This is a genomic window from Pseudarthrobacter sp. NPDC058329 (assembly GCF_042879835.1).
Lineage (GTDB): Bacteria > Actinomycetota > Actinomycetes > Actinomycetales > Micrococcaceae > Arthrobacter.
In genome coordinates, this window is record NZ_JBHVZR010000012.1 from 17,146 (window position 1) to 38,691 (window position 21,546).

Here is a 21,546-nt window from a genome sequence, read left to right on the forward strand (position 1 = left end):
ATCAACACCCCTGCCCTGCCCCCTGCAGGCAACACCCTGAAAGGACACCATGGAACTGCTGTGGGAAATCGCCGGCTGGGCCGGCGCGGTCGCGATTCTCAGTGCATACCTGTCAGTTTCCATGGGCTGGCTGAAAGCCGGCAGGGGCTTTCAGACCGCCAATCTCTTTGGTGCCGTTGCCTTCATCATCAACGGCACGTTCCACGGGGCCTGGCCTTCCGTGGTGACGAACGTGGCGTGGTTCCTCATCTCCGCCATCGCGCTGTTCCGCATGCGCGCCGCGAGCCCTCAGCCGGTGGTGCCGGCGGAACACCCAGAAGTTCAGTTCCCTGGCGTCCCGGACACCACCGGTCAGCTTGCTGTTGTTGAGGTCCTTACCGGGTCAATGCCACTTGTCACGGACGTGCACCGCGCGCCCAGTGACTGCGCGACGGCGGTCAGGCCGGCTGGGGTGCCCTGCTGACCTCTGCTTCGCTTGCCCCCGCCGCGTGCACCTGCGCCTGCCGGCCCAGCCAGCGCGCGCTCTCCTTCGGGGTCCGCTCCTGGGTCTCCCGGTCCACGGCGATAAGGCCGAACTTCGGCCCGTACCCGAACACCCATTCAAAGTTGTCGAAGGCCGTCCATGCGATGTAACCGCGGACGTCGATGCCGTCCGCAAGGCAGGAGGCCACGCAGTCCACGGCGACGCCGAGGTAGTCCACGCGCTGTGTGTCATCTTCGGTGGCCAGGCCGTTTTCGGTAACCATCACCGGGATGCCGGCAATACGGGCAGCTTCCCGAATGGTTGCCGCCAGGGCTTGAGGGTAGATCTCTTCTCCCATCTGGTTGGTGGGGACGCCGTCCGGGGCGGGTGCGTGGCCATCCGGTCCGTAGACTGTCCGGCCATAAGTCTGGATGCCCACGAAGTCATCGCCGCGCGAGGCCTCCAGGAAGCGTTCGTTGACGTCGCGGCGTACCTTGCCGGCAAGCTCCTCGCCTCCCTCTATCGACTGGATGTCCGAGTTGGCGAGCGTCCACCCCACCTGAAGCTCAGGCCGGCGGGCCTTGATGACAGCAGTCGCGGCCCGGTGTGCGGCCAGCTTCACGTCGAACCCGGCCTCCGTGGAGCAGAACTGGAAGGGGGCAATCGTGCTGGCCTCCACGCCAAGGCGTTCCGCTGCTGCGGCCCACACGGGAACGGAACCCCTGTTTTCCGGGGCCACGCCGCCGATGCCGAAGGACTCCAGCAGCCACGGCAGGTTAGGTTCATTCAGCGTGCAGGCGACGCCGATCAGGTCACCCAGGTGCGCCATCACGGTTTCGCAGTAGCGGGCAAAAAGCTCGGCTGTCCGAGCACCTTCCCAGCCGCCCAGGGCAAGGAGCCAGCGCGGGGACGTGAAGTGGTGGAACGTGACCACGGGGGTGAGGCCGTGCTCGTGGCAGGCCTCCAGCATGCGGCGGTAATGGTCCAGCTCGGCCTGGGAGAACAAACCTTCTTCCGGCTCGATGCGTGCCCACTCGATGGAGAAGCGGTAAGTGGTGAATCCAAGGCTTGCGATCAGGGCGATGTCCTCGCGGTAGCGGTGGTAGTGGTCCACAGCGTCACCTGACGGCTCGGAAAACATACTGCCGGGCAGATGTTCCAGGAACCAGGTGTCGCTGTTGACGTTGTTTCCTTCCACCTGGTGGCCTGCGCTCGCGACGCCCCAGAGGAAGTCCTGGGGGAATGTTGTGGGGACGGTCATGTGGATCCTTTCAATTCAGCGCCGTGCGAAGGCGCATCGGGGCCTCTCTGCCCTGGCTTCCAATCCTTTCGCGCCGCGTGACCGGGGCCACAATACTTTTTCAATCAATGACATTCTGATGTGAGCCGCGCTTGCCCGCGGCTGATGCTGGTGGGGAGCCGGCGAGCAGCCAGGCCCCACAACGTTCTTCTCCGTCGTCACATCAGAATGCAAAGGCGCACTACATGAAACTCCTGAACTCCACGGCCCGTGCGAGCTCCGCCGTTCTGGCCGGAGCCCTCCTGCTGGGATCGCTGACCGCCTGCGGCGGCGGTTCCAGCCAGGCCGCCGCCAAAGCCGACACCAGCTCCCTGACCCTGGCCATCGACAGCGACTCGGCATCGTTCGGTTTCGATCCGCTGCGCGTCTCGGCTGCCCAGCGGCAGTTCTTCGAGGGCCTTTACGAGAGCCTGATGACGCTGCAGCCGGACGGCTCGGCCGGGCCCGGCCTGGCCAAGGAGTTCAGCTACAACGCAGACAACACCGTCCTGACGCTGACGCTCAAGGATGACGTGACCTTCACGGACGGGTCCAAGCTCGACGCCGAACTGGTCAAGGCCAACCTCGACCGCCGGTCCGATCCCGCGCTGAGCGCCTACTCGGCGGTCGCAAAGGGCGGCGCCCAGGAAATCGCCTCCGTCGACGTCGTGAGCCCCACCCAGGTGGCCCTGACCTTTGCCACGCCCCAGCCCGGCTTCGAGAAGAACCTGGCCTCCACCACCGGCATGATCGTTGGCAAAAACGGCGTCACGGACACCGCAAGCCTCGCCGCCACCCCGGACGGGTCCGGCCCCTACACCCTGGATCCCAGCACGGTTAAGGGCAACAAGTACGTCCTGGTAAAGAACAGCAAGAGCCCGGAAGCAACGAAGTACGCCTTCGACAAGGTCATCTTCAGCGTGGTCCAGGACCCGCAGGCCCGCGCCAACGCCGTGGTTTCGGGCCAGGCGGACGTGGCAATGCTGACTTCCAACACCGTTGACTTCGTCAAGACCAAGGGCATTGGCGTCTCGCAGATCGGCGGCACGGTCAACACCATGATCTCGTTCGACAAGATCGGCAAGACCGCCCCCGCATTCGCAGAAGAAAAGGTCCGGCAGGCCTTCCAGTACGCCATCAACCGCCAGGCCCTGGTGGACGCACTGCACAAGGGTGACATCCCCGCCTGGAACGCCCTGCCCAAGGACTCCGCAGGCTTCACCAGGGACATTGAAACCAAGTTCGCCTACAGCCCGGACACGGCCAGGAGCCTCCTGGCCGAAGCCGGCTATCCGAACGGCTTCGAGTTCACCATCATCGCCAGCGCCCAGACGCAGACGGACCTGCAGGCAGTCCAGAAGGACCTCGCCGCCGTCGGAGTCACCATGAACGTGAAGATGTCCTCCTCCACTGACGAAGCCTTCGCAGCTGTCGCCACCACGCCCCTGGGCTACGCGCCCTTGAACTGGGACAACCCCGTCGGCGTGATGTACGGAGCTGTCCTGAACGGCTTCACCAACGTGCAGAAGGCCACCGATGACCAGCTCAGCGCAGCCACCGGCGAGCTGGCTGCCGCCAAGGACGACGCCGCCGTCAAGGCAGCAGCCACCAAGCTGAACACCCGACTGGTGGAGTCCGGCTGGATGATCCCGCTGTACGAGGCGCTCACCAACCAGGGCTACAACACCAAGAAGGTAGCCCCGGTGGAGTTCGCCGGCACCAACGCCTACCCGCTCCTCTCGTCCTACAAGCCGGCCAGCTAATACCCAGAACTTTCCGGGCGGCCGCCCCTGGCGGGACGGCCGCCCGGAAAGCCTGACCGATGGAGGTCACCTTGGCACTATTTATCACCAAGCGCCTGCTCATGGCGCTGGCCACCGTGCTGGTGGTTGCGGTGCTGGCATTCCTGCTGGTGCACGCAATGCCCGGCAGCCCGGGAGCCGTCTCCCTCGGCGCAGGCGCCTCCCAGGAAGCGATCAACGAAGTCAACCAGCGGCTCGGGTGGAATGATCCGCTCGTGGCGCAGTTCTTCACCTGGCTCAGCGCCGCCGTCCAAGGAGACCTCGGCATCTCGCTCATTGACGGACGCTCCGTGAGCGCGGATCTGGCCAGCAGGCTTCCCGTCACCGCTTCCCTTGCGGCCGGAGCCACCCTGCTCAGCGCAGTCTTCGGTATCGCCCTGGGTGTTACCGCAGCTGTCCGCGGTGGCATGGTGGACCGCATCATCGGCGGCGTGGCCGGCATGGCCGTGGCCCTCCCGGCTTTCTGGATCGGCATCATCTTCGTTTACCTCCTGGCCGTCCAGTCCTCAGTCTTTCCGGCCACCGGCTACGTGCCGTTCGAGGACTCCCCGCAGGACTGGGCGCTCTCGCTGGCACTGCCGGTGATCACCCTGGCCGTGGGCGGGGCGGCGTTCATTGCCCGCCAAACCCGGGCCTCCATGCTCGAGGCGCTTCAGCAGGAACACATCCGTACCCTGCGTGCCACGGCCACCCCCACGTGGAAGATCCTGTACGTCCACGCGTTGCGCTATGCCAGCCTCCCCATCGTGGCCGGCATTGCGCTGCAGTTCATCCAGCTTTTTGGCGGCTCCGTCATCGCCGAGCAGCTGTTCGCCATGCCGGGCCTGGGCCAGGCCGTCCAGAACTCCGTCAGCACCCATGACGCCCCGTCCGTGCAGGGCGTGGTTGTAATCGCCACCGTTGTGGTGGTTGCCGTGAACCTGGTGCTGGAACTCACCACCAAGTTCCTCGACCCGAAGTTGCGTGCCTCATGATCCCCAACGTTGCCCCCGTATCTGCAGATTCCGCGGAGCCGACGGCGCCTGCCGTTGTTCCCGGACCGCGGCGCCAGAGTGCCGCGAAGAAGTTCTCCGGCAGTAAGCTGTTCGGCTCGCCTGCCAGCATCGCCGGAGTCATCTGGCTGGCTGCGCTGGTGGCCGCCTCCCTCACCGCGCCGCTGTGGCTGCCCTTCAAGACCGAGGACCAGGACTTCACCGCGGTCCTGTCCGGACCCACAGCCGCCCATTGGCTCGGCACCGACGAACTGGGCCGTGACCTGCTGAGCCGCATCTTCGCTTCCGCAGCCGGCACGCTGGGATCGTCGATGATCACCGTGATTGTCGCCGTCGGGCTTGGCACGACTCTGGCGATGCTCGCCGCAGCGGGGGGTGAGCGCACGGAGAACGTGATCAGCCGCGTCACTGAAATCATGATGTCGCTGCCGGGCATGGTGATCATCCTGGCCGTGATCGGCGCCGTGGGGACCAACATCCCGCTGGTCATGGGGATCTTCGGCGTGCTGATTTCCGCGGGCCTGTACCGGGTAGTGCTGGGCCAGGCCAAGTCCCTGCAGTCCCAGCTTTACGTGGACGCGGCCAAGGTGGACGGCATGGGCACGGCCGGCATCAGCCTCCGCCACGTGCTGCCAGGGCTCACGAATACGATCGTGGTGCAGGCCGCCCTGATCTTCGCCGTCGGCATGCTCATCCAGGCAGGCCTGGCGTTCATCGGCTTCGGTCCGCCCATCCCTCAGCCGAGCTGGGGCGGCATGATCCAGGGCGCTTCCCAGCACGTCTACGACGCACCCTGGCTGATGGTCCCCACCGGCGCAGTGCTGGCCCTGACGGTCCTGGCCGCCAACGCCATCGGCAATGCCCTGGGCAAGTCGCCGAACGCCACCGCCTCGCACCTGCCCTCCGCCGCGGCCCGTCGCCAGCGCGCCAAAGCAGTTGCAGCCATCGCGGCCGCTACTCCGGCTCCAAAGGATGCTCCAAAGGACACACTCAGCGTCCGCAACCTCTCCGTAGGGGTGGACTCGGCAGGTGGCGGCGTGGGGGTCCGGCTGGTCACGGACGTCTCCTTCGACGTCGAACCCGGCACTGTCCTGGGCCTGGTGGGCGAATCCGGCTGCGGCAAAACCATGACCGCACTGTCCCTCCTGGGCCTGCTGCCCTCCGGGGTGTCCGTGGCCGGCGGCCAGATCCTCTGGAACGGCAAGAACCTGGCCGCGGCTACGGACAGGGACATGGAAGGCATCCGCGGCCGCGACATCGCCCTCATTTCGCAGGAACCCATGCGCGCCCTGGACCCCATGTTCACCGTGGGCTACCAGCTCACCGCCACCGTCCGGCGGCTGCGCGGAATGGGCAGGACCGAAGCGAAGTCCGAGGCCCTCAGCCTGCTGGAAAAGGTGGGCATCGTGGATGCCGCCCGGATCCTGAAAACCTACCCGCATCAGATCAGCGGCGGCATGGCCCAGCGCGTCGCCATTGCCTTGGCGCTCTCCGGCCAGCCCCGCCTGCTGGTCGCCGACGAACCCACCACCGCGCTGGACGTCACCGTGCAGGCCGAGATCCTCTCGTTGCTGCGCAGCCTGGTGAAGGACACAGGGATGTCCGTTGTGATGGTCACCCACGACCTCGGTGTTGTGGCCGGCCTCTGCGACCAGGTGGCCGTGATGTATGCGGGCGAGGTGGTGGAGAGCGGCAGGACGGACAACATCCTGGACAACCCGCGCCACCCCTACACGCTGGCCCTGCTCGCCGCGGATCCGCATGCCAACCACGCAGCGGACATGCCGGAACGGCTGGCCACCATCAGCGGCCAGGTTCCACAGCCCAAGGACTGGCCCACCACGTGCCGTTTTGCCGCCCGCTGCCAGTTCGCCGGCTCCGCCTGCCTGGTTCCTGTCCCGCTGCTCCCGTCCGGGACGGGCGACGGCGTGGTGCGCTGCGTCAAAGCGGACGAGCTCGCCGTCGAAGGCCTGGACTGGGTGGCCACCGACGTCCCCAGCCACCACATTCTGAGCCTGTCCGAAACCCGGACCGTTGAAAAGGATCACGCATGAGCACCGCAACCTCGGTCCGCCCGGAAGCCCCGCTTCCCGCTGCCGCCCGGCCGCTGCTGGAAGTCAAGGACCTGGTGGTCCGGTACGGGCGGGGCCGCAAGGCAGCCGCCGCTCCCCCCGCCGTCGACCGTGTCAGCTTCAGCGTCGCCCCCGGGGAAACCGTGGGGTTGGTGGGGGAGTCCGGGTCCGGCAAGTCGACCATTGGCAAGGCGATACTGGGCCTGCAGAAGGTCTCCGACGGCTCCATCACCTACGAAGGCAAGGACATCGCCGCTGCCGGAGCAGCGCAGCGCCGGGCCCTGGGCGGGGAACTGCGTGCCGTCTTCCAGGACCCAAATTCCTCGCTGAACCCGCGGAACACGGTGGGTTCCTCGCTGGCCGAACCGCTCCGGCTCCGTGGCGTGAATGCTGCCGAAGCCCGGCAGCGTGCGGAGGACATGCTGGAACGCGTGGGACTGCCGCGCGAGGCCGTGGACCGATACCCGAGCCAGTTCTCGGGAGGCCAGCGGCAGCGCATTTCCGTGGCGCGCGCCCTAATCTGCGATCCCAGGCTCGTGGTCTGCGACGAAGCCGTGAGCGCCCTGGACCTCTCCACCCAGGCCCAGGTGCTGAACCTCCTGGCCGACCTGCGCGACGAACGCGGCCTGGGCTACCTGTTCATCGCCCATGACATCGCCGTAGTGCAATTCCTGGCCCAGCGGGTGGTGGTGCTCTACCGCGGGCAGGTCATGGAAAGCGGACCTGCCGCCGCCGTCACCGAGAATCCCAAACACCCCTTCACGCAGGCCCTCGTGGCAGCGTCCCCGGTTCCGCGGCCCGCCGAGCAGGCCGCGCGCCGTCAAGCCCGAGAGTCCCTCGGCGTCCGCACAGGAGCGGCCGCCACCCCCGGACCCGGCGGATGCCCCTTCCGGCTCCGCTGCCCGCTCGCCACCGAACTGTGCGCCACTGAACGGCCTGCACTCCGGGTGGTTGGCGGCTCCGCCGTCGCCTGCCACTACGCCTGATCTTTTTTCCTACTCCAGAAGGACCGCTTCTCCATGACCTCCACCCCCTGGCAAGCAGCCATGATTACGCCCACTGAAGACTTCGACGGCGCCCCGCTCCTGCGCAAGGAGTTCCGGCTGGAGGGGGGACACGGCGGCGTTGCCAAGGCGATGCTGAGGGCTACGGCCTTCGGCGTCTACGAGGCAGCGATCAACGGCGTTCCGGTGGGGGAGGACGTACTTAGCCCCGGCTGGAGCTCATACGAGTGGCGGCTCCGGTACCGCAGCTACGACGTGACGGATCTGGTGCAGCCCACCACGGTCATCGGAGTCTCCCTTGGCAACGGCTGGTACCGCGGGCACCTCGCCTGGCACGGCACGTCCAACCTCTATGGGGACCGGCTTGGCTTCTTCGGGCAGCTGGACGTCGAGTTTGAGGACGGCTTCGTCCAGTCCGTCGCCTCAGACACCACCTGGCAGTCCGGCCCCTCCGCCACCACTTTCAACGACCTCTATGACGGGCAGACCATCGACGCCCGCAGGAATCAGCCCGGCTGGGCGGAGCTGAACTTCGACGCCGGCGCGTCCGCTGGTGCCTGGCGCGGTGTGCAAGCGCTGGAGTTCGACGTCGACCGGCTGGCCGAGCCGGTAGGCCCGCCCGTGGTGCGCACCGACGTCGTCAAACCCCGGGAAGTCTTCAAGTCACCCACCGGCAAGACGCTGGTGGACTTCGGCCAGAATTTGGTGGGCTGGATTCGGTTCACCGTGAAAGGCGAGGCAGGGCGCACCATCACGATCCGCCACGCAGAAGTGCTGGAAGACGGCGAGCTGGGCGTCCGCCCCCTGCGCTCCGCGAAGGCCGCCGACACGTTTATCCTGTCCGGCGGTGAGGACTCCTTCGAGCCCACCAAAACGTTCCACGGATTCCGCTACGCCGAGGTTTCCAACTGGCCCGGGAACCTGACCAAGGATTCACTGGAAGCCGTGGTGGTGCACTCGGAACTGGAGCGGACCGGCACCTTCGAGTGCTCCAACGAACTGGTCAACCAGCTGCACCGCAACATCGTCTGGGGGCTCCGGGGAAACTTCCTGGACCTGCCCACCGACTGCCCGCAACGGGACGAGCGGCTTGGCTGGACCGGTGACATCGCCGTGTTCGCCCCCACCGCGGCCTTCCTTTACGACGTCAAGGGATTCCTGCAGGACTGGCTGCTGGACCTCGCCGTCGAACAAAGGGCACAGGACGGGCTGGTGCCAATCACCGTACCTGACGCGCTGAAGTACTGCCCGCAGCCGCCGGAATATCCCACGCCCGAGTCCTCGGCATTGTGGAGCGAGGCGTCGGTGTGGGTTCCCTGGGCGCTGTGGGAGGCCTACGGCGATGTGAGCGTGCTGCAGAACCAGTACGAGTCCATGGTTTCGCATTCCCGCCGGGTGGAGGGACTGCTCTCGCCCGCCGGACTGTGGGACGCCGGCTTCCAGTTCGGCGACTGGCTGGATCCGGATGCTGCCCCCAACGAGCCGTGGGCAGCCAAGGCGGACACCGGCGTGGTGGCCACCGCCTGCATGTACCGGACGGCTCGCATCACCGCGCAAACCGCCCGGCTCCTGGGGAAGCACGACGACGAAGCGTACTTCGAGGCGCTCGCCGCCCGGGTGCGCGCTTCCTTCGCCGAGCACTACGTTGCGGCGGACGGAACCATCCACAGCGACTGCACCACCGTCTACTCCCTGGCCATTGCCTTCGACGTCCTGGCGACCGCGGCCCTGCGCGAGTTCGCCGGCAACCGGCTGGCCGAGCTGGTCCGGAAAAACAACTACCGCGTATCCACCGGCTTCGCCGGCACCCCGTTCATCACGCACGCGCTCACCGATACCGGCCACGTGGACGAGGCCTGCCGCCTGCTGCTTGAGGAAGGCTGCCCGTCCTGGCTTTACCCCGTAACCATGGGAGCCACCACCGTATGGGAGCGCTGGGATTCAATGCTCCCGGACGGCACCATCAATCCTGGTGATATGACCAGCTTCAACCACTACGCACTGGGTGCTGTGGCGGACTGGCTGCACAAGGCCATCGGCGGCATCCGGCCGCTCGAGCCGGGCTACGCGAAGGTGCTCATCGCACCGCAGCCGGGCGAAGGCATCAACTGGGCGAAGACGTCCCTGAAAACCCCGCACGGAACCGTCCGCGTGGAATGGAAGCTCGACGACGACGGGCTCTTCCTCGAGGCGACGGTACCTGAGGGAGTGGAGGCCGACGTCGTACTTCCGGGCGGTGAGCACCGCAGCGTCAGCGGCGGGACGCACCAGTTCACCTCGCCTGCAGCGCTGGCGGTCCCAACAGGGGCGTAGGGGCGTTGACAGCAATGGCTGAGGGACCGGGGAGCTGACATTACGGGCGGGTTGCCTTGGCGGTGGCCCCACTCGCGCGTAGGTTGGCAGGAGTTCTTTGTCTACCAGCCGACACCGAGGAGGAGCCATGAGCGACGGCGCCATGGACAGCACCGGCCCAACGAACAGTCCGGCCAACCCGCCGCAGCAGCTTGCGTCAAAGGCCGGCCATGCCGACCGGATTGATGACGATGGCGGCCGTCCCGCCAAATGGCGCGTCGTCGGGCCCGGCCTGGTGGTTGCAGCCACCGGCGTAGGCGCTGCTGACATGGTGGCCACTTTGGTGGCGGGCTCCCGGTACGGTTACGGCCTCTTCTGGGCTGTCATCGTTGGCGTGGTCCTGAAGATCATCCTCGTTGAAGGCGCCGGACGCTACACGCTGGCAACCGGAAAGACGATCTTCGAGGGGTGGCGTTCCCTCGGCAAGTGGACCACCTGGTACTTCGGGCCGTACATCATGATCTGGGGCTTCGTCTACGGAGCCACTGCCATGTCCTCCGCGGCCCTGCCGCTCGCGGCAGTGTTCCCCATCCTGCCTTTGTGGGCATGGGCCATCCTGATGGGTCTGGCCGGTTTCGCGATGGTGTGGTGGGGCAAGTACGCCACCTTCGAGAAGATCACTGCCGTGCTGGTTGGCATGATGTTCGTGACTGTGGTGGGCCTGGCCATCATTGCCGCGCCAAACATCCCGGAAATGCTCACCGGCCTGATCCCGATGATCCCCTCAACCGACGACGGCATCTTCTACACCCTGGCTCTGGCTGGCGGCGTGGGCGGAACCATCACGCTTGCGGCCTACGGGTACTGGCTCCGCGAAAAGGGCTGGTACACGCCGAAGTGGATGAAGGTCATGCGGATCGACAACTCGATGGCTTACGTGATGACCGGGATCTTCGTGATCGCCATGCTCATCGTGGGCGCGGAGGTTGTCCGCTCCGCGGGTGTCTCCCTCAGTGCGAGCGATGAAGGGCTCCTGGATCTCTATGACGTCCTAAAGGCGGAGTACGGCGACGTGGTGGGTACCGGCTTCCTCGTCGGTTTCTGGGCCGCTTCCTTCTCCTCCATCATCGGCGTCTGGAATGGTGTTTCCCTGATGTTCGCCGACTTCTGGGGAAACATGCGAGGTAAGGAATCCGGGCACCCTGATACCCGGGTGGGCGGCAAATACTTCAAGTTCTACATTCTGTGGCTCACCTTCCCGCCCATGGTCCTCTTCGCCCTTGGCCAGCCCATCGGACTGATCCTGCTTTACGGTGCTTTGGGTTCGCTGTTCATGCCGTTCCTGGCACTGACCCTGCTCGGCCTCCTCAACGGCAGGCGGATCCCCAAGGCCTGGGCCAACAAACTTCACTCCAATATTGCCCTGGGAGTTTGCGCCCTGCTGTTTGTGGTCCTGGGCATCCGCCAGTTCTGGACTTCCCTTTCGCCGCTCTTCGGCGGGTAGGAAAGGCGGAGCAGTTGAAAGGCCTATCCTTCCGAGTGCGTCCGCACGTCGGGGCTGACCTCGGCAAGGTGCCCCAGGTTCCTCGAAACCGCGCGCGCGGTGGCCCGGACCGCGGGCGCCAGCACGTTGGGCGGGGTTGATCCGTCCGGGACCACAATGGACAGGGCAGCCACCACGGAACCCTGCGCGTCAAAGATCGGCGACGCCACGGACACCGTCCTTGAAGGGGCAGAGCGACGGATCATGGCAATGCCCGTTCGCCGCACGTCGGACAGCGTGCGGCGCAGCTGGCCTTCCGGCATGGTGTCCACGCCGGGCTCGTTTTCGGGTGGCTTCCGCAGCGTGGCCTCCTGGAACTGCTGGTCCGCACCGGCCAGCAGCACCAGCCCGACGGCGGTGGACCGCAGCGGCGCGCGTCCGCCCACCCGGTACGCCACTTCCGTGGCATCCTTCGAAGACAGGCGTTCGATGAGCACCGCCTGCTCGTTGTCCCGGACGGCCAGCAGCACGTGGTGTCGGGTTACCTCGAACAGGTCCTCAAGGTAGGGCAGCGCGATTTCCCGCACGCCATGGCCCCGGGGCGACAGGGATGCCACCTCCCACAAGCGCACCCCCACAACGTAACGGCCGTCGTCGAGCCTTTCCAGAGCACCCCATGCCACCAGGCGTGCGATCAGGCGCAGCGCCGTGGGCGCGGGCATCCCGGCGTGGCGGGCCAGCTCCGAAAGGGTCAACGCGCGACGGCGGTCGGAGAAGACGGCGAGCAGGCTCAGCGCCCGGTCGATCACCGGTTCGCCCTGCTTGGGCCGCTTGCCGCGGGTGGGGGTGGTTTCGGTTTCCAAAGGGACAGCCATGCCGGGGTCCTTGCGCCGTTGAGGGTTCGGACCGCAGTCCGTGAGCTACCCCACAATACTCTTCCAACCAATGAAAGAACGCTGGGAGCGTCCCCCGGCTGGAAACGAAGCTGGAACCCCAGCCACTCCACGTTCAGGAGCCCCTGCATGACCTCCACCAGTCCCGACGCCGCCGTCGAGGAAACCCTCATGGTAGCGAGTGCGCCCACCCGGCTTCGCGCGGAGCACCTCCGGGAGCCGATGGGCATCACCACCACCCGGCCGCGCCTCAGCTGGTCGCCGCCGGCTGGAGTCATTGCACAAAGCGCCTACCGGATCACGGCAAGCAACGGCTGGGACACCGGCCGGGTGGAATCCCCGCAGCACAACCTGGTTCCGTACTCCGGCCCCGCCCTGGGCTCCCGCAGCCGGTTCGAGTGGCGGGTGCGGACCTGGAGCACTGATGCCGACGGCTCAGAGACCGCAAGCGCCTGGTCCGAACCGATGCCCGTGGAGCTGGGACTCCTGCACGCCTCCGACTGGACCGGGCAGTGGATCGGGCCGGACGAGCCCCGAGTTCCGGCACCCGGAGGGCGCCCCGGCTACGCCCTGAAGAAAACCTTCACCGTGGGAGCCGCACCCGAATCCGCCCGCGCCTACGCCACCGCCCACGGCATTTACGAACTGTTCCTCAACGGCGAACGGGTCGGCGACCAGCAGCTCACCCCCGGCTCCACGAGCTACAACACCACCCTCCAGGTCCAGACGTACGACATCACCGCGCTGCTGCGCGCCGGCACCAACACCATCCGTGCCGTCCTCACGGACGGCTGGTACCGGGGAACGTTCGGCTACACGCGCGACGCCGACATGTACGGCACGCACACAGCCCTCCTTGCACAGCTGGAGCTGCAGTCCGGGGACAGCAGGACGGTCATCGGCACCGATGAGTCCTGGCTGGTTGCACGGACGGAGATCCTCAGCGCCGACCTGATGGGCGGACAGCGGGTGGACTTCCGGCTGCTCATCAGTGAGGCAGCCCGGGAATCGAAGGCACTCACGGGCAGCACCGCCGTCGTACGCCCTGGCAGCTACCAAACCCTGACCGGCCCGCTGGCGCCGCCCACCCGGATCGTGGAGGAGCTCACTCCGGTAGGCGTCTCGCGAACGGCGAAAGGCCACCAGGTGGTGGACTTCGGCCAGAACATCCACGGCTGGGTGCGCCTCTCCAGGCTCGGCGCGGCGGGCGAAACCGTCACCCTTGTTTACGGCGAGGCGCTGGACGCCGCCGGCGACGTGACCCAGGACCACCTGCGCCCGCACGACTTCCGCCACCCGGGCCGGTTCCTGTCCGCCGGGCAGGTTGACGAGGTGACGGCGTCGGGCGCTGCTGGCGAAGTGTTTGAACCTCGCCACACCACCCACGGCTTCCAATACGTGTCCGTTCGGGGCCTCACCGCGGACCTGGCCCCGGAGGACATTACCGCCTGCCTCGTCCAGACGGACCTGGAGCCCCTGGGCACCTTCATGTGCAGCGACAAACGCCTGAACAAACTCCACGAAATCGTGCGGTGGAGCTTCCGGGACAACGCGTGCGAGGTCCCCACCGACTGCCCGCAGCGGGAGAAGGCCGGCTGGACGGGGGACTGGCAACTGTTCGTGCCCACCGCCGCGTACCTCTACGACGTGACCGGCTTCTCCCGGAAGTGGCTCAACGACGTCCGCGCCGACCAATGGGAGAACGGTGTCATCGCCAACATCTCGCCGTCGCCCGGCCCGGACACCACGGCGGCCGATTTCATGGCCTTCGTAAACGGGTCTGCGGGCTGGGGCGATGCGATCGTGATGGTGCCGTGGGAGCTCTACCTGGCCACCGGGGATCCCGGAATCCTCGCCGAGAACTGGGACGCCATGAGGCGCTGGCTGGACTTCGTCCGGACCACCGCCGAATCCAGCCGGCACCAGGACCGTGCGGCCGCCAACCCAACACCGGTGCCACATGAGGAGTACCTCTGGGACACCGGCTTCCACTGGGCGAATGGATGGAACCGGACGGGCCGGAGCCGGACCTGTTCGGCGCCCGCACCGCCGATCACGGCATCGTGGCCACCGCGTACTACCGGAACACCACTGCCCTGATGGCGAAGATTGCCGAGGCGCTTGGCCGCGCGGATGAGTCAGCCGCGCTTGCCGAACTCTCGGAGCACGTCCGGCAGGCCTGGGAGACGGAGTACCTGGACGCGGCCGGGCAGGTCACCCAGCCCAGCCAGGCCAATTATGTCCGCGCACTCGCATTTGATCTGGTCAGCCAGGAAGGGCGCGCGGCCGTGACGGCACAGCTTGTTTCGCTGATCAGGGCGGCCGGCACGCAGGTGGGGACCGGCTTCCTGGCCACGCCCTACCTGCTGCCCGTCCTCGCCGACAACGGTGAACTGGATCTGGCGTACGAACTCCTCATGCAGGACTCCGAACCGTCCTGGCTGGCGATGGTGGACCGCGGTGCCACCACCATGTGGGAGCTCTGGAACGGCCTCGACGCCTGCGGCACCCCGCACCAATCCCTGAACCACTACAGCAAGGGCGCAGTGGTGTCCTTCCTGCACCGCTACACCGCTGGACTGCGGCAGGCGCCCGGCAACGCCGGCTACGAACGGATCATCATCGAGCCACGGCCCGGCGCGGGTCTGACCGCTGCCACCACCTCGCATCAGGGCCCGCAGGGCCTGATCGACGTGCAGTGGAAGACGGACGACGGCGGGCTGCAACTGTGTGCGACCGTCCCGCCGGGGACCACCGCCGAAGTCCGCCTCCCCGGCGGGCTTCCCGCCGTCGTCGGACCCGGAAAGCACCACTTCACCGCCGCAGCCGGCGGCGGAACCACCGAAAATCCCCTGCTTGCAAGGAGCACGCCGTGAGTGTCAACGCAGCCACCGAGGCCTACGAAACCGAACGTCCGGATACCACCCGGCCCGGCGATAAGGACGTCCCGTCGTTCCCCGTCTACGACCCGCCCGGTGTTCCCGAGGACGTCTCGGACATCTCGGCTGTGCACCGCGAAGTCACGTACGCCCGGGCCATCGGCTTCCGGCCGCTCAAGATGGACATCTGGCTGCCGCGCCAGGCCACCGGACCCGCCCCGCTGGTGGTGTGGGTCCATGGTGGCGCCTTCCAGCTGGGTGACCGGCGGGAGCTGCCCCCCACCTTTGCGCCTGATTCGGTGTTTCGCCTCTTGAACGAGGCGGGGCTTGCGTGCGCCAGCGCTGATTACCGGCATTCCCTGGAAGCACCGTTTCCGGCGCAGCTGCATGACCTTAAAGCCGCTGTCCGCTACCTGCGGGAATTCGCGGCGGACCTGGGCGTCGACCCGGAACGGTTCGGAGCCTGGGGCGAGTCTGCCGGAGGCCACCTCGTGGCCCTCCTTGGGCTGACCGGTAACCGGGAAGACCTGCACGGCGGCCTCGGTGCGCAGGGGAACCCCAGCGGCGTCAGCGCCGTCGTCGATTTCTACGGCGTTTCCTCGCTCGTGGATATCCCGCCCCTCAACACTCCGGCCGGACTGTTCCCGCCGGCTTTGACCGCCGCCGTTCCGGCCGGGATGCCGATGCAACCCGAATACATGCTGGTGGGTGGCTCGGACGACCCCGCGCTCCTGGCGGCGGCGAGCCCGGTCAGTTACGTGGCTGCCGGGGCGCCGCCGTTCCTGCTGATCCACGGAGACAGCGACGGGCTGGTGCCCCATTCACAGACGGATCTTCTTGCCGCAGCGCTCGCGGACGCCGGGGTGGAGCACCGGGTGGTCACCATCCAGGGCGGGGACCACTGCTTCTTCGGCGCGGAGGACCAGCTGGACGCCATCCTTGCTGCCGCCGTCGGCTTCTTCTCTGACAAGCTGGCCCGGCCATGACCGCCCGGCAGCGGGGGTCTGCGGCTCCCGCCGGGGGCGGGACGCCGGCACCCGACGCCGGCTTCGCCCAGTACTTGGCGGCGCCGGAAGGCCCGATGACCCTGCCCAGCCAGGCCGGTCCTGACGTTCCCCTCCGCACCGTCACTGCCGAGGGAAGGCGCGGGCCGGTGGCGATCCGTATCTATGGCGAGCCGTCGCAGACAGCGGGGCCGGCAGTGGTGTGGCTGCATGGCGGCGGCTTCGTCAGCGGCGGGTTGGATATGCCCGAATCCGACTACCTGGGCCGGGTGCTGGCTGCCTCCGGAACCCCGGTGCTCTCAGTGGATTATCGGCTTGCCCGGGACGGTGTGCACTTTCCCGTGCCCCACGAGGACGCTTTGGCTGCCTGGTTCTGGGTCCGTAGGAACGCGGCGGAGCTGGGGCTGGTTCCGGAGCTCCTGTGCCTTGGAGGAGCCGGCGCCGGCGGCAACCTGGCCGTGGGCGCTGCACTGTACCTAACGGACGCCGGCAAACCGCTTCCCGCGAAACTTCTGCTGGCTTACCCGTTTCTCCACGACGAGTTGCCGCCGCCTGCCGGCGGGCTGGACGAGGACGTGATGGCGACGCTGCCCAGGCATCTTCGCGTCACCCTCGAAGACGCGGTACGGCAAGCGGAAAACTATGTGGGCGGCCCGGTGAGCATGGCGTCCTCGTATGCCATGCCCGGTTACGCCGATCCTTCCGGGCTGCCGCCCACAGCCATCGTTGCGTGCGAATACGACGATGCCCGGGGTTCCTCGGAGCTCTTTGCCGCCAACCTGGAGCAGGCGGGCGTTCCGGTGTCCTTTTTCCTTGCCCGCGGCACGGTCCACGGCCACCTCAACCACGCTGCGGGCAGTCCGGAGGCGCAGCCCGTCCTGGACTTCCTGGCACACGAACTGAAGTCGGCGAAGGCGCAGTAGCACCCGCCCCGTGTGGGGGAGAAGGTGACAACCGCATACCGCAGAAAACCGGAACCCCGGCACTTGGAATCAGTGCCGGGGTTCCGGTTTTCTGCGAATTACTGAGCCTGGATCAGCTCTCGTTTCCTTCAGCGAGGCGGTCGAAGCGGTAGAGGAAGGCTGCCATGTCCTTGCGGTTGACATCCATGAAGGGTGCGTAGGACGTGGCCGTGAAACCGGTGGTGATGCCGGTTGCCTTGAGCCACATGACTTCCTTGTAGAACTGATAGCCATTGGGCACATCGGTGAAGTCGGAAGTGGCCGGTTCCGTGTACTCGGGGGAGCCGCTGAACCTGTAGAGGAAGGCAGCCATGTCCTTACGGTTGACGGCCGTTTCCGGTGCGAACGTGGTGGCCGTCATGCCCGTAGTGATTTCACTGTCCTTCAACCAGATAATCTCCTTGAAGAACTGGTGGTTGACGGGAACGTCCGTGTAGGGAGACGTTGCCGGGAGTTCAACGTCCGGCGATCCCGCGGACCGGTACAGGAAGGCTGCCATGGCGGCCCGGCTGACCGACGTCATCGGCTGGAATGCTCCACCCGGGTACCCCGTGGTGATCTTCCGATCCGCCAGCCAGCTGATTTCCGTGAAGAACTGCGCGTTGCGCTGTACGTCGGAGAAGGGGTCAGACAGGGCGGGCAGCGTAGCGGAGGCAGGCGAGAAGCTGCCGGTTCCCACGGCGTTGACAGCGGCCACCTGGAAGCGGGTGTCGACGTCCCTCCTCAGTCCGGTGACAAGGACGCTGGTGGCTGTTGCATCAGCGGTTGTCAGCGCGCCGATCTGGTTGCCGGCGGGATCGATGGCGCGGACCACGAAGCCGGTGATGGGCGAGCCACCATCGGCGGGGGCTGCGAGCTGAACCGTGGCCTCACCGATGCGGGCTGCTGCTGCATTGATTACCGGTGCTGCGGCAGCTGCGGGCGCTTCGGCCGGCAGCGGCACGGGAGTGGATGCCAGGCGGCCGACGATCGAGAAGTTGCGCGTTTCGCCCACCAGGGTGGCTTCGCCGTTGGCCGAGAGGGCCTCCAACCGGAAGAAGTTGGTGTCGAACGGGCTTCCGGTGACAGGTGCCTCCGTTGCGCCGTCGCCCAGGTATCCTTCCGGAGCGCCTTCCTGCTTCAGGAACGGTCCGATGCCGGACTCGAAGAGATTGGTGAAGGAGCATCCGCTGTCCATGCAACCGATGTCGTTGGTGTATCGGATGTCACCGGCCGTGTCAGCTGTCATGACATCGACGCCGTACGGATGGGTGATGCGGTAGGTCACGTCCGGAGTCAGGCCCCGCATGCTGTAGCGGGTACGTCCGAAGGCGATCTGGTCGCCGGGAGCCACCGCGCCCTGGGCAAATGCTGCTTCCAGTGCGAGCACCAGGCGGGCCCTGCCGTCAGCGCCGACAGGAATCTCCGCGTCAGCTGCCCACCAGAAGGATTCATCCGGGAAGTTGTCGGGGAATGATGCCCGCTGGGTGTCGAACGGTACTTCCAGTGCGCAGTTCGGGTCGTCGAGGCACAGTGCGAGCCTTGCGGGAACAGGAGCGGCGTTCGGATCATCGGCAGCAGGGACGCCGAAGTCTTCCACCCATTCCGGGAAGCCGTGCCGGCCGACGGGCCCAATGGCCTTGAGGTGGTGAACCTTGTAGCTGTTGTTGAGGTTCGGGCCCTTCGTGCCGTCATCATTTACGGCTACCGCGTTGACGATGGTGCTGCGGGTGAGAAGGAACGGCTCGTCGTACTCCAGGGTGGAGCCGGTGGGCTGACCGTCAGCGTCCAGGGCGGGGCGGGTGCCGTCAAGGGTGTAGTAGATGCGCGAGGTTGCTTCGGGATCTGAGCCCGTGTGGGCGGTCAGTTCAATTTCCTGCGGTCCCTGCAGGAAGGGGCCGGTTTCCGGGGAGGTGCCGGCGGGGCCGAGGTTGGCGGCCGACACCACGGGCAGGGACGTGTCAACGGTGTATTCCTGGGTGTACAGCGGGCTCGCCGTCCCGGTGTTCCGGTCAACTGCCAGGTAACGCAGGGTGGTCTGCTGGACGGTGCTGCCGGGCAGGCCGGTAAGGGGGTCGAGTGCCGGGCCAGGAATCTGGACCGTAAGGGTTGAATCTGCTGTGCCATCGCTCGAGTGCAATTCGCCGGCGGTGACATTGCCCTCGGCGTCCACGGCAGGGACAACATCGGGGTCGGTGCTGTAAACGATGTCCGTTTCAGCGGGGAAGGAGGACTGGATGTTGACGTCGGTAGCGGTGCCAAACAGGTCGGACGGCTTGTCAATCGTGGCCTTCAGTTCGGCGACCTTGCCCGTCACCGAGAACAGGTCCTGTTCCACCATGTCGATTCCGGGGCCGCCGACGCTGGGGCCCTCGATCCGGAAGAAATTGGTGTTGTCCGGGCTTCCCTCGACCGTGTGTTCGATGGCCGGATCCCCGACGTACTGGTTGATGCTGCCGTCCACCGGGTCCGTGCGCTTGAGGGACGGATTGTTTTCCCAGTCGGTCCACCGCAGGAACGGGCCGATATGGCCCGTCATTGCCAGATCGAAGCCGCAGGGAGCTGTGAGGCAGCCGATGTCCTGGGTGTCATTGATCTCGCCGTCAGCGTCCGCCACGAATTCGGTTACCCCGTACGGACCGGTCACCTTGTAGGTGGCGCCCGGCACAAGGCCATCCACGCGGACCCTTTGCCGGGAGAAGGCAACCTGCTTGCCCACTGCGACGCTGCCGGCGTCGCCAAATGCGGCCTCCTGGGCCATGACCAGGATGGCCCTCTTGCCGACGGCACGGTCGATGGAAGCCTCCGCAGCCCACCAGAAGCCCTCATCCGGGTAATTCTCCGGAAGCTTGATGTCGGCGGTCGGGTCCGGGATTTCAGCACCGCACATGGCGGCTTCGAGGCAAAGCTCCAGCCGAAGGGGCTCAAGGCCGGAATCCAGCCCATGATCCTGGTACCAGAACGGGTAGCCGTTGGCGTTGTCGATCGGGCCGACGGCGGCGAGGCTTGCGTCCCCCGGCACGGCCGCTGTTCCTGTTGATGGCGCTGCCACCAGAGTCAGGCAGACAGCGCTTGCGGCTGCCATGGCGGCCATTCGCCTTCTTCCCGACCAATTCATTATTCCCCCGGTGATCGGGGGGAGACCTTTGCTTGGCACTCTTGGTACCTACCCCTCATGTGAGTTTTGCGGAACCCGATCGGGAACCGCTTTACAAAGCATTGCGGCGCGAACTTGGGAAAAACTGTGGTGGCATAGAGGGGTTCTTGACTCCACCGTCTTTCCGGCGAAAGCTGGCCGGCACTTGTTCGTCCCCTTTCCTTAGGCAGGGTGGCCGCGAGATCCCCGACATTGAAGACGCTCGCCTGCTCAGCTTGCTGACGCTCCGATGCTGTTTCATTCAGTGAAACGAGCCACGCGCGGGGGACTTCCTGTGGGCGAAGGTTGAGTAGTGACGCGGTCCACATCGGTGGCCCGGCGCATGAACGAAACGGCGCGGTAGGACATGGAGTCAGCGATGACGGCAGGGCGGGTTCTGAAGGGCATCGAATTTGCCCACCCCGAGGGCTCGGTCCCGCTGCTGCTTGACCTCTACCTCCCCGCCCCGCAGCAGCAGTCTGGGACACAGCAGTCCGCGGCCCTGAAGCAGTCCAAGGCGTTGCCGGCCGTGGTCCACTTCCATGGAGGTGGCTGGCGAGTGGGCGGCCGCTCATCCCTTGGCCCGCAGGTGGACTCCCTTGGCGTGAGCCCGATCGAGCGGCTGGTGGACGCCGGCTTTGTGGTGGCTTCTGCCGATTACCGGCTGAGCTCCGTGGCGCACTTTCCTGCGCAGCTGCTGGACGCCAAAGCTGCGGTCCGCTGGCTCCGGGCACATGCCGCCCACTACGACGTGGATCCGGACAGGATCTACGCGTGGGGGGACTCCGCAGACGGGCATCTGGCCGGTCTGGTGGGACTGACGGCAGGGTCCGCAGTGTTCCGCGGCGAGGCACGCGGGTATGCAGACGTCAGCGACACCGTTGCAGCCGTGGCCGCCTGGTACCCGCCCACCGACCTTGTCCGCATGGGGGAACAAGCGCTGCCTGACGCCGTCGCGACCGCTGACGACGCCGGCTCGCGGGAGGCGCTCCTTCTCGGCGCCCAGCCTGCTGATGCGCCGGAAAAGGCAGCGGCCGCCAGCCCACTGACCTACGCGGGACCGCACGCCCCGCCCTTCTTCCTGGCCCACGGCACCGCGGACCGCTTTGTCCCGCCGGCCCAATCCGCCACGCTGGCCGCGGCGCTGGAAGCCGCGGGCACCGACGTCGAACTTTTGCTGATTGAGGGCGCCGACCACATGTGGCAGCTGCCCGGGCAGGACCCTGCCGCCGCTGCAAAAGCCGCTGACGCTACCATCGACTTTTTCCGCCGCCAGGCACAAAAACCCTGATCTGAAAGGCCCTCC

15 protein-coding genes are annotated in these 21,546 nt (G+C 66.6%); 12 read left to right on the forward strand and 3 right to left on the reverse strand.

What is annotated here, in order from left to right:
• The first annotated feature begins 49 nt into the window (after positions 1-49).
• Positions 50-463 carry a hypothetical protein gene (locus ACFVYC_RS15220; RefSeq protein WP_387551641.1) on the forward strand — a complete coding sequence of 138 codons (414 nt, stop codon included), beginning with the start codon at positions 50-52 and terminating at the stop codon, positions 461-463.
• Here ACFVYC_RS15220 and ACFVYC_RS15225 read toward each other — a convergent pair.
• Positions 438-1,724 carry a glycoside hydrolase family 1 protein gene (locus tag ACFVYC_RS15225; RefSeq protein ID WP_387551643.1) on the reverse strand — a complete coding sequence of 429 codons (1,287 nt, stop codon included), beginning with the start codon at positions 1,722-1,724 and terminating at the stop codon, positions 438-440. The genes ACFVYC_RS15220 and ACFVYC_RS15225 overlap by 26 nt on opposite strands.
• Before the next feature lie 224 nt (positions 1,725-1,948).
• Here ACFVYC_RS15225 and ACFVYC_RS15230 point away from each other — a divergent pair, with 224 nt between their 5' ends.
• The 6 genes from ACFVYC_RS15230 to ACFVYC_RS15255 all read left to right on the forward strand — a co-directional run bounded on the left by ACFVYC_RS15230 (position 1,949) and on the right by ACFVYC_RS15255 (position 11,408).
• Positions 1,949-3,505: an ABC transporter substrate-binding protein gene (locus ACFVYC_RS15230; RefSeq protein WP_387551646.1), complete on the forward strand. Its 1,557-nt coding sequence runs from the start codon at positions 1,949-1,951 to the stop codon at positions 3,503-3,505.
• 59 nt (positions 3,506-3,564) lie between these two features.
• A complete protein-coding gene (locus ACFVYC_RS15235; protein ID WP_387551648.1) occupies positions 3,565-4,518 on the forward strand; it encodes an ABC transporter permease in 954 nt (317 codons plus the stop codon).
• Positions 4,515-6,590, forward strand: a complete 2,076-nt coding sequence (locus ACFVYC_RS15240; RefSeq protein WP_387551651.1) for a dipeptide/oligopeptide/nickel ABC transporter permease/ATP-binding protein — start codon at positions 4,515-4,517, stop codon at positions 6,588-6,590. Before ACFVYC_RS15235 ends, ACFVYC_RS15240 begins: the two co-directional genes overlap by 4 nt.
• Positions 6,587-7,594: an oligopeptide/dipeptide ABC transporter ATP-binding protein gene (locus tag ACFVYC_RS15245; protein ID WP_387551654.1), complete on the forward strand. Its 1,008-nt coding sequence runs from the start codon at positions 6,587-6,589 to the stop codon at positions 7,592-7,594. The genes ACFVYC_RS15240 and ACFVYC_RS15245 overlap by 4 nt, the downstream gene beginning before the upstream one ends.
• A gap of 33 nt (positions 7,595-7,627) precedes the next feature.
• Positions 7,628-9,925: a family 78 glycoside hydrolase catalytic domain gene (locus ACFVYC_RS15250; protein WP_387551657.1), complete on the forward strand. Its 2,298-nt coding sequence runs from the start codon at positions 7,628-7,630 to the stop codon at positions 9,923-9,925.
• Positions 9,926-10,052: 127 nt separating this feature from the next.
• Positions 10,053-11,408, forward strand: a complete 1,356-nt coding sequence (locus tag ACFVYC_RS15255) for an Nramp family divalent metal transporter (protein WP_387551660.1) — start codon at positions 10,053-10,055, stop codon at positions 11,406-11,408.
• A gap of 23 nt (positions 11,409-11,431) precedes the next feature.
• Here the strand turns inward: ACFVYC_RS15255 and ACFVYC_RS15260 are convergent, their stop codons facing one another.
• Positions 11,432-12,262: an IclR family transcriptional regulator gene (locus tag ACFVYC_RS15260; protein ID WP_387551663.1), complete on the reverse strand. Its 831-nt coding sequence runs from the start codon at positions 12,260-12,262 to the stop codon at positions 11,432-11,434.
• A gap of 147 nt (positions 12,263-12,409) precedes the next feature.
• On the opposite strand from ACFVYC_RS15260, the gene ACFVYC_RS15265 reads away from it, so the two are divergent.
• The 4 genes from ACFVYC_RS15265 to ACFVYC_RS15280 are packed head-to-tail and all read left to right on the forward strand — an operon-like array spanning position 12,410 to position 17,086.
• Positions 12,410-14,380 (forward strand): family 78 glycoside hydrolase catalytic domain, encoded by a 1,971-nt coding sequence (locus tag ACFVYC_RS15265; RefSeq protein WP_387551666.1) that lies wholly within the window; start codon positions 12,410-12,412, stop codon positions 14,378-14,380.
• Positions 14,284-15,156: an alpha-L-rhamnosidase C-terminal domain-containing protein gene (locus tag ACFVYC_RS15270; RefSeq protein WP_387551668.1), complete on the forward strand. Its 873-nt coding sequence runs from the start codon at positions 14,284-14,286 to the stop codon at positions 15,154-15,156. Before ACFVYC_RS15265 ends, ACFVYC_RS15270 begins: the two co-directional genes overlap by 97 nt.
• Positions 15,153-16,145 carry an alpha/beta hydrolase fold domain-containing protein gene (locus ACFVYC_RS15275; RefSeq protein ID WP_387551671.1) on the forward strand — a complete coding sequence of 331 codons (993 nt, stop codon included), beginning with the start codon at positions 15,153-15,155 and terminating at the stop codon, positions 16,143-16,145. Before ACFVYC_RS15270 ends, ACFVYC_RS15275 begins: the two co-directional genes overlap by 4 nt.
• Entirely contained in the window at positions 16,142-17,086 is a 945-nt protein-coding gene (locus ACFVYC_RS15280; protein ID WP_387551674.1) for an alpha/beta hydrolase, read from the forward strand. The genes ACFVYC_RS15275 and ACFVYC_RS15280 overlap by 4 nt, the downstream gene beginning before the upstream one ends.
• Before the next feature lie 112 nt (positions 17,087-17,198).
• On the opposite strand, the gene ACFVYC_RS15285 is transcribed toward ACFVYC_RS15280, so the two are convergent.
• Positions 17,199-20,189 carry an S-layer homology domain-containing protein gene (locus ACFVYC_RS15285; protein ID WP_387551677.1) on the reverse strand — a complete coding sequence of 997 codons (2,991 nt, stop codon included), beginning with the start codon at positions 20,187-20,189 and terminating at the stop codon, positions 17,199-17,201.
• A gap of 430 nt (positions 20,190-20,619) precedes the next feature.
• Between ACFVYC_RS15285 and ACFVYC_RS15290 the strand changes: the two genes are divergently transcribed.
• On the forward strand, positions 20,620-21,531 hold the full coding sequence (locus tag ACFVYC_RS15290; RefSeq protein ID WP_387551680.1) for an alpha/beta hydrolase fold domain-containing protein: 912 nt from the start codon (positions 20,620-20,622) through the stop codon (positions 21,529-21,531).
• The last annotated feature ends 15 nt before the right edge of the window (positions 21,532-21,546 follow it).